Origin of the sequence: Streptomyces globisporus (genome assembly GCF_003501885.1) — a bacterium.
Classification (GTDB): domain Bacteria; phylum Actinomycetota; class Actinomycetes; order Streptomycetales; family Streptomycetaceae; genus Streptomyces; species Streptomyces globisporus_D.
This window is the reverse complement of the sequence record NZ_QWFA01000181.1, coordinates 1-12,988: the sequence shown is the minus strand read 5'-3', so window position 1 is coordinate 12,988 and position 12,988 is coordinate 1. Positions and strand designations below refer to the sequence as shown.

Annotated in this window: 11 protein-coding genes; 3 read left to right on the top strand and 8 right to left on the bottom strand. The window is 71.1% G+C overall.

Translation table 11 applies throughout. The features are described 5' to 3' along the window. Positions 1-43: 43 nt before the first annotated feature. The 6 genes from D3105_RS35790 to ssd all read right to left on the bottom strand — a co-directional run bounded on the left by D3105_RS35790 (position 44) and on the right by ssd (position 5,018). Positions 44-376 (bottom strand): TadE family type IV pilus minor pilin, encoded by a 333-nt coding sequence (locus D3105_RS35790; RefSeq protein WP_276311864.1) that lies wholly within the window; start codon positions 374-376, stop codon positions 44-46. Between the two features lie 175 nt (positions 377-551). Beyond that, positions 552-818 carry a DUF4244 domain-containing protein gene (locus tag D3105_RS35895; RefSeq protein WP_118905569.1) on the bottom strand — a complete coding sequence of 89 codons (267 nt, stop codon included), beginning with the start codon at positions 816-818 and terminating at the stop codon, positions 552-554. Between the two features lie 135 nt (positions 819-953). Next, entirely contained in the window at positions 954-1,757 is an 804-nt protein-coding gene (locus D3105_RS26780; protein WP_165891091.1) for a type II secretion system F family protein, read from the bottom strand. A 35-nt stretch (positions 1,758-1,792) separates the two neighbouring features. Continuing rightward, positions 1,793-2,731: a type II secretion system F family protein gene (locus D3105_RS26775; RefSeq protein WP_118905572.1), complete on the bottom strand. Its 939-nt coding sequence runs from the start codon at positions 2,729-2,731 to the stop codon at positions 1,793-1,795. 5 nt (positions 2,732-2,736) lie between these two features. Further along, a complete protein-coding gene (locus tag D3105_RS26770; protein WP_118905567.1) occupies positions 2,737-3,885 on the bottom strand; it encodes a TadA family conjugal transfer-associated ATPase in 1,149 nt (382 codons plus the stop codon). Continuing rightward, positions 3,882-5,018 (bottom strand): septum site-determining protein Ssd, encoded by a 1,137-nt coding sequence (gene ssd, locus D3105_RS26765; protein WP_206272903.1) that lies wholly within the window; start codon positions 5,016-5,018, stop codon positions 3,882-3,884. The genes D3105_RS26770 and ssd overlap by 4 nt, the downstream gene beginning before the upstream one ends. Before the next feature lie 502 nt (positions 5,019-5,520). On the opposite strand from ssd, the gene D3105_RS26760 reads away from it, so the two are divergent. Continuing rightward, on the top strand, positions 5,521-6,366 hold the full coding sequence (locus D3105_RS26760; protein ID WP_118905565.1) for an HAD family hydrolase: 846 nt from the start codon (positions 5,521-5,523) through the stop codon (positions 6,364-6,366). A gap of 456 nt (positions 6,367-6,822) precedes the next feature. Here the strand turns inward: D3105_RS26760 and D3105_RS26755 are convergent, their stop codons facing one another. Then, on the bottom strand, positions 6,823-7,647 hold the full coding sequence (locus tag D3105_RS26755) for an oxidoreductase (protein ID WP_118905564.1): 825 nt from the start codon (positions 7,645-7,647) through the stop codon (positions 6,823-6,825). Between the two features lie 102 nt (positions 7,648-7,749). On the opposite strand from D3105_RS26755, the gene D3105_RS26750 reads away from it, so the two are divergent. Then, positions 7,750-8,745, top strand: a complete 996-nt coding sequence (locus tag D3105_RS26750; protein ID WP_118905571.1) for an ATP-binding protein — start codon at positions 7,750-7,752, stop codon at positions 8,743-8,745. A 171-nt stretch (positions 8,746-8,916) separates the two neighbouring features. Here D3105_RS26750 and D3105_RS26745 read toward each other — a convergent pair whose 3' ends face one another. Further along, the gene (locus D3105_RS26745; RefSeq protein WP_118905563.1) at positions 8,917-10,287 is read right to left on the bottom strand and encodes a hypothetical protein; all 1,371 of its coding nucleotides are present in this window, start codon (positions 10,285-10,287) and stop codon (positions 8,917-8,919) included. 382 nt (positions 10,288-10,669) lie between these two features. On the opposite strand from D3105_RS26745, the gene acs reads away from it, so the two are divergent. Then, entirely contained in the window at positions 10,670-12,670 is a 2,001-nt protein-coding gene (gene acs, locus D3105_RS26740; protein ID WP_118905562.1) for an acetate--CoA ligase, read from the top strand. Positions 12,671-12,988: the final 318 nt, after the last annotated feature.

Sequence of the window (12,988 nt, the reverse complement as noted above, 5' to 3'; positions counted from 1 at the left end):
CAAAGGGCACCACCCAGCCCCCGGCCCCCAAGCCCCCTCGCCTTCATGGCGCGGCACCCCCCACCGTGTCCTCCGCCAGGGCTGCCGCCTCGGCGCTCAACGTCAGGGCCGGCACACCCGGGCCCCGGGTCGGCGCCTCCACGCGGACGCGCCAGAGGTCGCCGGCCCGCACCATCTCGACCCGGGCGCCTTGGGGCGCCGCCTCACGCGCGGCGTCCAGCACCGCCGTCTCCGGCTCCGAACGGGCCGCGGCCCGAGCCCCCGCCCGCGCCGCATCCACGCAACGGATCTGGTCCGCGGCAGCCAGCAACGCCCAGAGCAGGGCCAGGGCGAACGCCACCAGCACCGGGATCACCACAGCCGCCTCAGCGGTCACCGCGCCCCGATCACCGGCCCGGCCACCGCCCCCGTCGCCGCTCGGAGCCCTGCCCCGGCGCCGTCCCCGAGTGGCACCCCACGAGAGCCCCCGGCTGAGGCACCGGAAGTCGCGCCGGGAGAGGCGCCTGCACGATTCCCTGAAGCGGGCCCCCGGGCCTGGCCCCGACCGAGTCTCAGAACTTCGCATCGAGTGCGTCCTCGACCAGTGACTGCAACGCCGACACCACCGGCCCGCTGTTCACCACCTTGTACAGCACCGCCGCGAAGGCACACGCCGCGATCGTTCCCACCGCGTACTCGGAGGTGGTCATCCCCCGATCGGACCGGCCGAGCCGACCCGCCCACCTGGCGGACCACTTAGCCCGTCGGTCCGGCCACCCCGTGAACAGCCGTCCCCCGCGCAGGGCGCCGACGGCACGGTCCCAGAACTTCGTTTCCATTTCATCCCCCGATGAGCATCGATGATGAGCGGGCGCCCGAACGGAACACCCTTGAGTGACAGCTGAGTGACAGCGAAAATGAATGACTGCCAGGACCACCGGCAGGCAGCCGCCGGCCGCGAACCGCGCGCAGCCTTACTGGCCCGGACCGCCGCTCGCGAGCAGGTCGCCTGCCAGGCCGATGATCACCGGCGCCACCCCGACCGCCAGGAATGCGGGGAGGAAGCAGAGGCCGACCGGCGCGGTGATCAGCACCCCGGCCCGTTGTGCCCGCGCCACTGCCGCGGCGGCTCGCTCGGCGCGTATCGACGCGGCCAGCCTGGCAATGGGCTCCGCCGCCGGTGCCCCCGTCGCACCTGCCCGGTGCAGACAGCGGGCCAGCGGGCCTGCGCCCGGTATCTCCGCGAACCGGCCCCACGCCTCGGCCGGTTCGCCGCCGAGCCGGATCTCCACGGCGGTCCGGGCGAGCCGGTCTCCGACCGGGCCACCGATGGATCGGCCCACCTCCTCGGCCGCCTCCCGGGGACCGGCCCCGACCGCGACACAGGCGGCCAGCAGATCCGCGGCCAGGGGGAGCTGCCCGGCGATCACGGCGCGCTCCGGAGGGCCGTGGCCGGCACGGTCACGGGGGCGGGTCCGCTGCCACCGCCACATCCCGTACGCCGCGGCCGCCCCGACCGCGCAGCCCAGCACACCACCGACCAGAATCCACCCGGTCAGCCAGGCCCCACCCGGAGCCGCCCACCGCCGAGCGCCCTCGGAAAGGCGCGGACCACCGCTCGCCCTCAGCCGCGCAGTCAGTCGGCTCCGCCTTCCGGGCCCCGGGGCCGCGCCCACCCCCAACAACTGGGCACCCCGCCCGCGAACCGCCCGCTTCCGATATCCGGCCGCGATCACGGCTGCCACCTGCCCCGCCGTCCCCAGAACCGCCGCCGACATCCCCAGGCTGTGGAGAACTTCTCCGCCCACCGCGTTCACGCCGCCTCCCCTCCGCGCACGATTCGGCGGGCCCAATACAGCCCGGCCGCCTCCAGGAACGAGCCCACCGCCAGACAGACCAGGCCGCCCGGAGTGTGGAGCAGTACACGCAGGGGCTCGGCGCCGAGGGCCGCGCCCAACCCCAGACCCGCGACGGGAAGCAGCGCCAGGACCACAACCGTCGACCACGCCCCCGCCAGTTGGGCGCGCAACTCGTCCCGTCTGCGCCGGTCCTCGCGCAGCGCCGCCTCCAAACGCTCCAGCCCGGTCGCCAGGCCCGCCCCGCCGTCGACGGCCACCCGCCAGCACGCGGCCATCCCGGACAGGCCGCCCATCCCCGGACCCTCCGCAGCCTCACGCAACGCGGCCGGCACATCACCGCCGAACCGCGCCGCCGCCAGCACCGCGGCCTCCGCCTCCCCCAGCCTGCTGCCGGAGGCGGTCGACGCCGCAGGCCCGTTCTCCGCGAGGCCTTCGCGCAGCGCGACCAGCAGTGCCTGCCCCGGCTCGCGCCCGGCCCGCAGCTCCCCGGCCGCGGCTCCGCACAGGGCCGCGACCGCGACCGCGCCCCTCTCCGCCTCCCGCGCCCCGGCCCGCCTCCGCAGCCATCGGCGTACCATCGGGACCGCCACGGCTCCCGCGACCAGCGGAAGCACCGAACTCCCCAGCACCGCGAGCACGAACGCGCCCGGTACGCACCACCACTCCCGACGCTTCCGGGCCGTCTCTGTCAGGCGCCCCCAAGCCCTGAGCAGACGTAACCACCGCCCCCACGACCGTCGCGGCTCGGGGGGAGCGTCCACGAACAGCACCCGCGCCCGCCGCACGCCCGGATCCCGCATCATCGCGAGCCACACCGCCGATCCCGCGCAGAGAGCCATCGCGTGGGCCCCGTACGCCGATGTCACCGCTGCCGCCGTCGTCGCCGACTCCATCGCCGTCACAGCGCACCGCCGATCAGCGACCGCAGCCGTTCCCATCCCCGCTCCGGAACGAAGCCCCCGACACCCCAGCTCAGGGCCGGGACCGTGAAGACGAGGCCCGCGGCATCCCGCTCCAGGACGTGCACCTCTGCGACCCGTCGTTGCCCCGCGCGGTCCCGTACGAGATGGACGACCACGGAGAGCGCGGCCGACAACTGGCTGTGCAGGGCGACCCGGTCGAGGCCGGCCGCGGTACCCAGCGCCTCCAGCCGGGCGGGGACATGCTCGGCGGCGTTCGCGTGAACGGTGCCGCATCCTCCTTCGTGTCCAGTGTTCAACGCGGCCAGTAGCTGGGTGACTTCAGCACCTCGAACCTCGCCGACCACCAACCGGTCGGGTCTCATGCGCAGCGCCTGCCGCACCAGATCGCGCAACGTCACGCGGCCCGCGCCCTCCTGGTTGGCCGGCCGGGACTCCAGGCGGACCACATGCGGATGGTCCGGCCGCAGTTCGGCGGAGTCCTCGGCGAGCACGATCCGCTCGTTCACGCCGACCGCGCCCAACAGGCTGGAGAGAAGAGTCGTCTTGCCCGCCCCGGTGCCCCCGCTGATCACATAGGAGATCCGGGCTTCCACGAGGGCCCGCAGGATCCGGTCGCCGCCCGGCGGCACCGTGCCCGCCTCCACCAACTCCGCGAGCGAGAAGGCCCGCGACCGCACCACGCGCAGGGAGAGGCAGGTCGAGCCGACGGCCACCGGGGGCAGCACGGCGTGCATCCGTGTGCCGTCGGGCAGTCGTGCGTCCACCCAGGGCCGTGCGTCGTCCAGCCTCCTGCCGGCCACCGCCGCGAGACGCTGGGCCAGCCTCCGGACCGCCGCCGCGTCCGAGAAGGTGACGCCCGTCAGCTGGAGCCCGCCGCCCCGGTCCACCCACACCCGGTCCGGTGCGGACACCAGCACATCGGTCACCTCGGGATCCGCGAGCAACGGCTCCAGCACTCCCGTGCCGACGAGCTCGCCGCGCAGCTCCTCTGCCGCTCCGAGCACCTCGGCATCCCCCAGCAGCCGTCCCTGGGCTCGCAGGGCGGCGGCCACTCCGGCAGGTGTGGGAGCGGCACCGCTGCGTGCCAGCCGCTGACGTACGGCGTCGAGCAGTTCGTCCGTCATGCCGTCCCTCCTCCGGGCGGGCCGGTCACGGGGCTCGTGTCGCCGGCCACCGCCACCTGGTCCCAGAAGGCCGCGCAGAAGCGGGCCAGCGAGCCCCGGGGGTTGCCACCGGGCGGGGTGCCGCCGTCCTGGGAGTCCAGAAGCCCTGATTCCCAGGGGAGTTCACCGACGAGCGGAAGACCGATGGCCCGGGCGAGCCACCGACCGTCCAGTCCCGACGCATACGGGCCCCGGGGCACCACCCGCAGGTCGTCCAGCACCATTCCGGCCGTGGACGCGACGCGCTTGGCCGCGGCCACCGCGCGCAGCTCGCCCGGCACCACGAGCAGCCCGAGATCGAGTTGGGCCAGGGCTTCGGCGACTGACTCGTCGACCCGGCGCGGAAGGTCGACGACCACCACTCCGCCGAGTCGGCGCGCGGCGGCGAGGACCGCCCGCATCGCCTGCGGCGGGATCACCACCTCGTCGTCGCGTCCCCAGCTCAGCACCCGCAGCCCGTGGAGCGCGGGCAGCGAGTCCTCAAGGGCTCCGCCCCCCAGCCGCCCCTTCGACTGCGCGAAATCCGGCCACCGCATGCCCTGGGCCCGTTCGCCGCCGAGCAGGACGTCGATGCCGCCTCCCAGCGGGTCGGCGTCGATCAGCATCGTCCGCCGACCGGACCTCGCCGCACTCACGGCAAGGGCGGAGGCCAGCGTCGACGCGCCGGAGCCGCCCCGGCCGCCCATCACGCCGACGGTGAGCGCGGGCCGCCCCACGCCTTCGGCGGCGTTGGCGATCTGGTCGACGAGCCAGCCCTCGGAATCGGGCAGCCGCAGCACGTACTCGGCCCCGATCTCCACCGCCCGCCGCCATACGTCCGGGTCGTCCTGGTCCCGGCCGACCAGCATCACCCCCTTCCTCCGGCCGGCGCCCCGGCATCGCGCGGCTGCGTCATCGCCCACCAGCACCATCGGGGCCCGCTCCCAGCTGCCACGATGCCCGGGCGGCCCGTGATGGACCTCCGGCTCGGCACCGGCCGCCGCGCACAGCCGCAGCAGGTCGTCGAGCAGCTCCACGTCCTCCGTCACGATCAGCGGGCCGCCGCGCCGCCCGTCGGCCACCGCCGCCTCTTCCCCTGCGAGGGATCCAGCCACGATCTCCGCCCCCTTCTCACTGCCCCTTCAGTGCGGTTCGCGGTGTTCTCGGAGCGTTTCCGAGATGCGCGATTCCGGCCCCCGCGGACTTCGCGGGTGGAATCAACGTGCAGCACCACGGAAAAACATGTGGATCTTGATGAAAAACTGTGGACAACCCCGGGGTTGTGAATAACTTCGTCACCCAAACCAGCGACTTCCGGAGTGCAGCCCCTTGGCTACACACTGTGACGAGACGAGTCGCACGAAGGTCGGCTCACACGATCAGGCCGACGACGGCCAGATGGGAGACATAAGGTGGTTTCCGCCCCCAAAACGCGTCCGGACATGCGACGACCCCCGCCGGGGGGGAGAGCGGGGGTCGTCCCCACGGCCGACTCGGGGGGGGGAGGAGTCGGACCGGGTTAGCACGGTCGCGAACGATCCGTGACTTCCATGGTGTACCCGAGGCCCTTCTCAGGCAAACCCACGCGCCGGAGTTTACGCCGAATGGTGGGCCCCTATGCTCAGCGTTGTGGAAAACTGCTTCTCGCCGCGCACAGCAGCCTTCTTTGACCTGGACAAGACGGTCATTGCGAAGTCTTCGACGCTGACCTTCAGCAAGTCCTTCTACCAAGGCGGACTGATCAACCGCCGCGCTGTACTGCGCACCGCGTACACACAGTTCGTGTTCCTCGCCGGTGGCGCCGATCACGACCAGATGGAGCGGATGCGTGAATACCTCTCCGCCCTCTGCAAGGGGTGGAACGTCCAGCAGGTCAGGGAGATCGTCGCCGAGACCCTGCACGACCTGATCGACCCGATCATCTACGACGAGGCCGCCACCCTCATCGAGGAACACCACACGGCAGGACGCGACGTGGTCATCGTCTCGACCTCGGGCGCCGAAGTCGTCGAACCCATCGGCGAACTGCTCGGCGCCGACCGGGTCGTCGCCACACGCATGGTCGTCGGCGACGACGGCTGCTTCACGGGAGAGATCGAGTACTACGCCTACGGACCCACCAAGGCCGAGGCCGTGAGGGCGCTCGCAGTCTCGGAGGGGTACGACCTTTCGCGCTGCTACGCCTACAGCGACTCGGCGACCGACGTGCCGATGCTCGAGTCGGTCGGCCACCCGCACGCGGTCAACCCCGACCGCGCGCTGCGCCGCGAAGCGACCCTTCGCGAGTGGCCGATTCTCGTCTTCAACCGCCCGGTCCGGCTCAAGCAGCGCCTGCCCGCCTTCTCGATGCCGCCGCGCCCCGCCCTCGTGGCGGCGGCTGCAGTCGGCGCGGCGGCCGTCACCGCCGGGCTGGTCTGGTACGCCAGTCGCCGCCGTACCGCCGGGGCCGTCCTGCCCGGGTGAAGCGACAGCCAGGCGGCGCCCCTCGTCCGGTTCGCCGTCCCATTCGCCCATGATTGAACCCAAAAGTAAAGAAGCGGGGCCAGGGGTTTCCGTTCCTCTGGTCCTGGAGTACAAAGGACATAACGGCCCGCGAGACCAAGGACATCCGCGAGGATGACCTGTTGTACGCAGAACGGCCCCACGGACCGCGCACGAAAGCCGAGCACCCACGCGACGTCGACCCGTCGAATACGGGCCAGCCGCACCAGGTGACGGGCAAAGCACCCGACCTGATGGGCAATTTACGAGGACGCTTGGTAACTGGGCCGACGTGCCAGCGGCGGTACCGCACTCCGGTACCGCCGCAACCCTTGCACCGGGCCATCGCCCCTGGCCGAGCCATCTCCTCAGTGCGGCCATCTCCCCAGTGCGGGCGATCGCCCCGGCGCCGGCGTTCGCCGGACCCCAGCCGACCCCTCAGGCGGCGCCTCGCTGCAGCGCCTCACACACCGCGGTCGACTCGCGTACACCCAGCTCGATGGAGCGCCCGCAGTGGGTGATCCAGGCGGCCATGCCCTCGGGGGTTCCGGCCGTGTAGCCCTCGAACGCCGCGACATAGGCCGCCCGACCCTGTTCCGCGTGCCCCACCTCGGCCGGGCAGATCGACTTCGGGTCCAGCCCGCTGCCGATCAGGACGATGCGCTCGGCCGTCCGGGCCACCAGCCCGTTGTGCGAACCGAAGGGGCGCAGCGCCAGCAGTTCACCGTGCACCACGGCGGCCGTGACCAGGGCGGGGGCGCTGCCGCCCTCGATGATCAGACTTGAGAGTCCTTCGAGTCGTCCGGCGACTTCCTCGGACCCGGGAAGCGGCGCCTCGATCAGCGGCTCGTCCACGATCTCGCCCGCCAGCCGGGGGCGCCCCACCGTGTCGTCGGGGGTCGCCCCGCCGGCCGCGACCAGATGAAGCCGGGCCAGCACCCGCAGCGGCGACTGCCGCCAGATGGAAAGGAGTTGCCCCGCTTCCGCGGTGAGTCGCAGCGCCGCACCGACGGTGCGCGCCTCGTCCTCCCCGCTGAAGTCGGTACGCCGGCGGACCTCTTCGAGGTTCCAGTCGGCACCGGCCAGCGCGGCCGAACCACGAGAACCCCGCAGTGCGGCTTCGGCCGTGACCTCATTGCTGCGGCGCCGCATGACGCGGTGGCCGTAGACCCGGTCGACGGCCTTGCGTACGGAGTCCACGGCATCGGGCACGCCGGGCAGAGAGCCGAGCGCGGCAAGCGGGTCTGAGGCAGTCGTACTCATAAGTAGCGAGGCTACGCGCCCACCCCACCCGGACCACCCTCAAGTGGCCATCTTCACGAACGATGACAGCGCACCGCAGTGGAGCCACTACCCTAGGTGAACATGAAGATCGCTTTCGTCGGGAAGGGCGGCAGCGGCAAGACCACGCTGTCCTCGCTCTTCATCCGCCACCTCGCCGCCAACGAAGCCCACGTCATCGCCGTGGACGCCGATATCAACCAGCACCTGGGGGCAGCCCTCGGGCTGGACGACACGGAGGCCGCCGCGCTGCCCGCCATGGGCGCTCACCTCCCCCTCATCAAGGACTACCTGCGGGGCGCCAACCCCCGTATCGCTTCGGCCGAGACGATGATCAAGACGACTCCGCCCGGGGAGGGCTCCCGGCTGCTGCGGGTCCGCGAGGACAACCCGATCTTCGATGCCTGTGCGCGTACGGTGCGGCTCGACGACGGGGACATCCGGCTGATGGCGACGGGCCCCTTCACGGAGTCCGACCTCGGAGTCGCCTGCTACCACTCCAAGGTCGGGGCGGTGGAGCTCTGCCTCAACCACCTGGTCGACGGCCCCGACGAGTACGTCGTGGTCGACATGACGGCGGGCTCGGACTCGTTCGCCTCGGGCATGTTCACCCGCTTCGACATGACGTTCCTGGTCGCGGAGCCGACCCGTAAGGGGGTGTCGGTGTACCGCCAGTACAAGGAGTACGCACGCGACTTCGGCGTCGCCCTGAAGGTCGTCGGGAACAAGGTGCAGGGCCCGGACGACCTGGAGTTCCTGCGCGCGGAGGTCGGCGACGACCTGCTGATCGGGATCGGCCACTCCGACTGGGTGCGGTCGATGGAGAAGGGGCGGCCGTCCAGGTTCGAGCTGCTGGAGGCCGACAACCGGATGGCCCTGCAGACGCTGCAGGACACCGCCGAGGACTCGTACGGGCTGCGCGACTGGGAGCGCTACACGCGCCAGATGGTGCACTTCCACCTGAAGAACGCCGAGAGCTGGGGCAACGAGAAGACCGGCGCCGACCTGGCGGCCCAGGTCGACCCGGCCTTCGTCCTCGACGAACGGCACGCCGGGGCGGGCGTCGCGGCACCCGCCTGAAGCCGTACGCCGGGGAGCCGTCGCGGAACGCCGGCTCCCCGAACACCGGCCCCGAATGTCGTTCGCCGGCCACCCCAGGGTGACCGGCGAACGATGCGGTGATGGTGATGCGATGGCTCGGTGGTGCAGCGACCGCAGTGGTGCGGCGACCGCGGTGCGGTCAGTCGGGATTCAGCCGGTCGCCCCCGCGGGAGGCGCACCCGCGTCGGCCTCCGCGGGCTTCTCGGCAGGCTTCCCCGCGGGCTTCTTCTCGGGCTGCGCGGCGCCCGGCTGGTTGCCCAGGTAGGACGACCAGCCCGTCTTCGGGGCTTCGCCGACGCCGAGCGTCGTGAGCTTGGCCAGCGTCTTCGGGTCCTGCGCGTCCAGCCAGTCGACGAGCTGCCGGAAGGACACGCAGCGCACGCCTTCCTTGGTGCAGACGTTCGCGATGGTCTCCTCGACGGCGCGCATGTAGGTGCCGCCGTTCCAGGACTCGAAGTGGTTGCCGATGATCAGGGGCGCCCGGTTGCCCTTGTACGAGCGGTCGAAGGCCTGGAGCAGCCCGTCCCGCATTTGGTTGCCCCAGTACTCGTGCTGGGAGGGGTCGCCCTGGGTGGTCGTCCCGGACTGGTTGACCATGAAGTTGTAGTCCATCGAGAGGGTCTCGAAGGCGCGGCCGGGCATCGGGACGAGCTGGAGCGGGATGTCCCAGACCCCGCCCTTCTTCTGGGGCCAGACCTGGTTGCCGACGCCGCTGGAGTCGTAGCGGAAGCCCATGGTCCGGGCGGCGGCGACCATGTTGTCCTTGCCTTCGAGGCAGGGGGTGCGGGCGCCGATCAGTTCCTTCTCGTAGTCGAAGGGGAGCGGCGCCTCGCCCTTCAGCTCCGGGGTGTTGGTCTTCCAGCCCTTGACGAAAGCTTTCGCCTGGCTGATTTCGCTCTTCCACTCATCGACGGACCAGGTCCCGACGCCGCCGTCCGCGCCGCAGAAGTGGCCGTTGAAGTGGGTGCCGATCTCGTTGCCGTCCTTCCAGGCGGCTCGGACCTCGGCGAGGGTGTCGCGGATGCCCTCGGTGTCGTTGAAGCCGATGTCGGAGCGGCCCGGCGCGTGCTGGGGCGGGTTGTAGAGGTCCTTCTTCTCCTCCGGCAGCAGGTACACGCCGCTCAGGAAGTACGTCATCTTCGCGTTGTACTTCTTGGCCACGCCGCGGAAGTGCGAGAAGAGCTTCTGGCTGTCCTCCCCGGCGCCGTCCCAGGAGAACACCACGAACTGGGGAGGCTTCTCGCCGGGGGCGAGGCGTTCGACGGCCGGCATGTTCGGCTGGACGCCGGTGAAGGCGGTGGAGCCGTCGCCGATGAGCTTGACCGCGTTCTTCGGGGCGTTGGCCGGCGGGTTCTCCTTGGCGCCGTGGGCGCCCTTCTCCGCGTCGGTCTCCGCGCCTCCGGACGCCGATCCTCCGGCTCCGGTCCCGTTGCCGGACACAGAGCCGGAACAGCCCGCGAGAACGGCGACCAGGGCCGTGGACATGACGCCCATGGCGATCCTCTTCGTGGCGGCCATCATCCGCCCACCCTCTTCCTTGCAGGTCATGTGCGCCGAAGTGCATAGAAGTGCGCCGAAGTACGACGAAGTACCGACGACGGCGCGGCCAAATTCGCACGCGGTCCCGCACCAGCAAGGGCGACATACCGAATGAAAAGCTTCTTATTCACCAGTAGGAGTTATCAGCTAGCCCGAACGCCTCCGGCCTGAACCGGACGGACCCGAGGCCCGTGCCATCAGATGACCCCCAGACGACCCCGTTCGGATGGCCGGAAACGTCGCGCGCCACGCGTCGTTCGGCGGGTCTCGAACGCGGAGCGGGATCATGGCCCCATACACGAGAACACAGGTCTAAACCAATTCCCGGCAGGCCCTTGTCACCCGGCCTCGCGCCTGATGAGCTATGCCCCGGGACACAACGGACACCCTGGGACTGGGAGAAGTCGTGAGCAACGAGAGCCTGGCCAACCTGCTTCGGGAAGAGCGGAAGTTCGCTCCGCCTGCCGAGCTGGCCGCCAACGCCAACGTCACCGCAGAGGCGTACGAGCAGGCCGAGGCGGACCGGCTGGGCTTCTGGGCCGAGCAGGCCCGCCGCCTGACGTGGGCCACCGAGCCGACCGAGACCCTCGACTGGAGCAACCCGCCCTTCGCCAAGTGGTTCGCGGACGGCAAGCTGAACGTCGCGTACAACTGCGTCGACCGCCACGTCGAGGCGGGCAACGGCGACCGGGTCGCCATCCACTTCGAGGGCGAGCCGGGCGACAGCCGGGCCATCACCTACGCGGAGCTGAAGGACGAGGTCTCCCGGGCCGCCAACGCGCTCACCGAGCTGGGCGTCGGCAAGGGCGACCGGGTCGCCGTCTATCTGCCGATGATCCCCGAGGCCGCCGTCGCGATGCTGGCCTGCGCCCGCATCGGCGCCGCGCACTCCGTGGTCTTCGGCGGCTTCTCCGCCGACGCCATCGCCGCCCGTATCAAGGACGCGGACGCCAAGGTCGTCATCACGGCCGACGGCGGCTACCGCCGCGGCAAGCCCTCCGCGCTGAAGCCCGCCGTCGACGACGCCGTCTCCCGGTTCGACACCGTCGAGCACGTCCTCGTCGTCCGCCGCACCGGCCAGGACACCGCCTGGACCGAGGGCCGCGACGTCTGGTGGCACGAGATCACCGCCCGGCAGTCCGCCGAGCACACCCCCGATGCCTTCGACGCGGAGCAGCCGCTCTTCATCCTCTACACCTCGGGCACCACGGGTAAGCCGAAGGGCATCCTGCACACCTCCGGCGGCTACCTCACCCAGGCGTCGTACACGCACCACGCGGTCTTCGACCTCAAGCCGGAGTCCGACGTCTACTGGTGCACCGCCGACATCGGCTGGGTGACCGGCCACTCGTACATCGTCTACGGGCCGCTGGCCAACGGCGCGACCCAGGTCATGTACGAGGGCACCCCGGACACCCCGCACCAGGGCCGGTTCTGGGAGATCGTGCAGAAGTACGGTGTCACGATCCTCTACACCGCCCCGACTGCGATCCGTACGTTCATGAAGTGGGGCGACGACATCCCCGCGAAGTTCGACCTGTCCTCGCTGCGCGTCCTCGGTTCGGTCGGTGAGCCGATCAACCCCGAGGCGTGGATGTGGTACCGGAAGAACATCGGCGCCGACAAGTGCCCCATCGTGGACACCTGGTGGCAGACCGAGACCGGCGCGATGATGATCTCGCCGCTGCCCGGTGTGACGGAGACGAAGCCGGGAAGCGCCCAGCGCGCGCTGCCGGGCATCTCCGCCACCGTCGTGGACGACGAGGCCAACGAGGTGCCGAACGGCGGGGGCGGCTACCTCGTCCTCACCGAGCCGTGGCCCTCCATGCTCCGCACCATCTGGGGCGACGACCAGCGCTTCATCGACACCTACTGGTCGCGGTTCGAGGGCAAGTACTTCGCGGGCGACGGTGCGAAGAAGGACGAGGACGGCGACGTCTGGCTGCTCGGCCGGGTCGACGACGTCATGCTCGTCTCCGGGCACAACATCTCGACCACCGAGGTCGAGTCGGCCCTCGTCTCCCACCCGTCGGTCGCCGAGGCCGCGGTGGTCGGCGCGGCCGACGAGACGACCGGTCAGGCCATCGTGGCGTTCGTGATCCTGCGCGGTACGGCGACCGCCTCCGACGAGCTGGTCGCGGACCTGCGCAACCACGTCGGGGCGACGCTCGGCCCGATCGCCAAGCCCAAGCGGGTGCTGCCGGTCGCCGAGCTGCCGAAGACCCGGTCCGGCAAGATCATGCGCCGGCTGCTGCGCGATGTCGCCGAGAACCGCGAGCTGGGCGACGTCACCACGCTCACCGACTCCTCGGTGATGGACCTGATCACCACCCAGCTGCCGTCCTCCTCGTCCGACGAGGACTGACGACACGAAACCGCTGCACACGTACGGCTCCGATGGGCACCCGGCGACGCGCCGGGTGCCCATCGGGCATGCAGACCGACGATCACCTCGTACGATCACGCCCCGCACCTCCCAGGTAGGGTGGGCGCTTCACCGACACATTCGGACAACTTCAGAGAACATCTCCACAGGGGCGCCGGGAAGTCTGGTCGGCACGTCGATCGATCATGCCCGCACGCCGCCCCGACCTGGAGGTCTCTTCCGTGGCACCGCCCACCCAGAACACCCCGCCGCCCACCCCCACGCCACCCCAGCGTTCCCTGCTCGGCAGGCTCTCGC

Bases quoted from the DNA above. Each gene is read 5' to 3' on its own strand.
- D3105_RS26770 (WP_118905567.1), bottom strand. From the start codon at position 3,885: ATGACGGACGAACTGCTCGACGCCGTACGTCAGCGGCTGGCACGCAGC.
- D3105_RS26760 (WP_118905565.1), top strand. From the start codon at position 5,521: ATGCTCAGCGTTGTGGAAAACTGCTTCTCGCCGCGCACAGCAGCCTTC.
- D3105_RS26745 (WP_118905563.1), bottom strand. From the start codon at position 10,287: ATGATGGCCGCCACGAAGAGGATCGCCATGGGCGTCATGTCCACGGCC.
- D3105_RS26775 (WP_118905572.1), bottom strand. From the start codon at position 2,731: ATGGAGTCGGCGACGACGGCGGCAGCGGTGACATCGGCGTACGGGGCC.
- D3105_RS26750 (WP_118905571.1), top strand. From the start codon at position 7,750: ATGAAGATCGCTTTCGTCGGGAAGGGCGGCAGCGGCAAGACCACGCTG.
- D3105_RS35895 (WP_118905569.1), bottom strand. From the start codon at position 818: ATGGAAACGAAGTTCTGGGACCGTGCCGTCGGCGCCCTGCGCGGGGGA.
- acs (WP_118905562.1), top strand. From the start codon at position 10,670: ATGCCCCGGGACACAACGGACACCCTGGGACTGGGAGAAGTCGTGAGC.
- D3105_RS26780 (WP_165891091.1), bottom strand. From the start codon at position 1,757: ATGTCGGCGGCGGTTCTGGGGACGGCGGGGCAGGTGGCAGCCGTGATC.
- D3105_RS26755 (WP_118905564.1), bottom strand. From the start codon at position 7,647: ATGAGTACGACTGCCTCAGACCCGCTTGCCGCGCTCGGCTCTCTGCCC.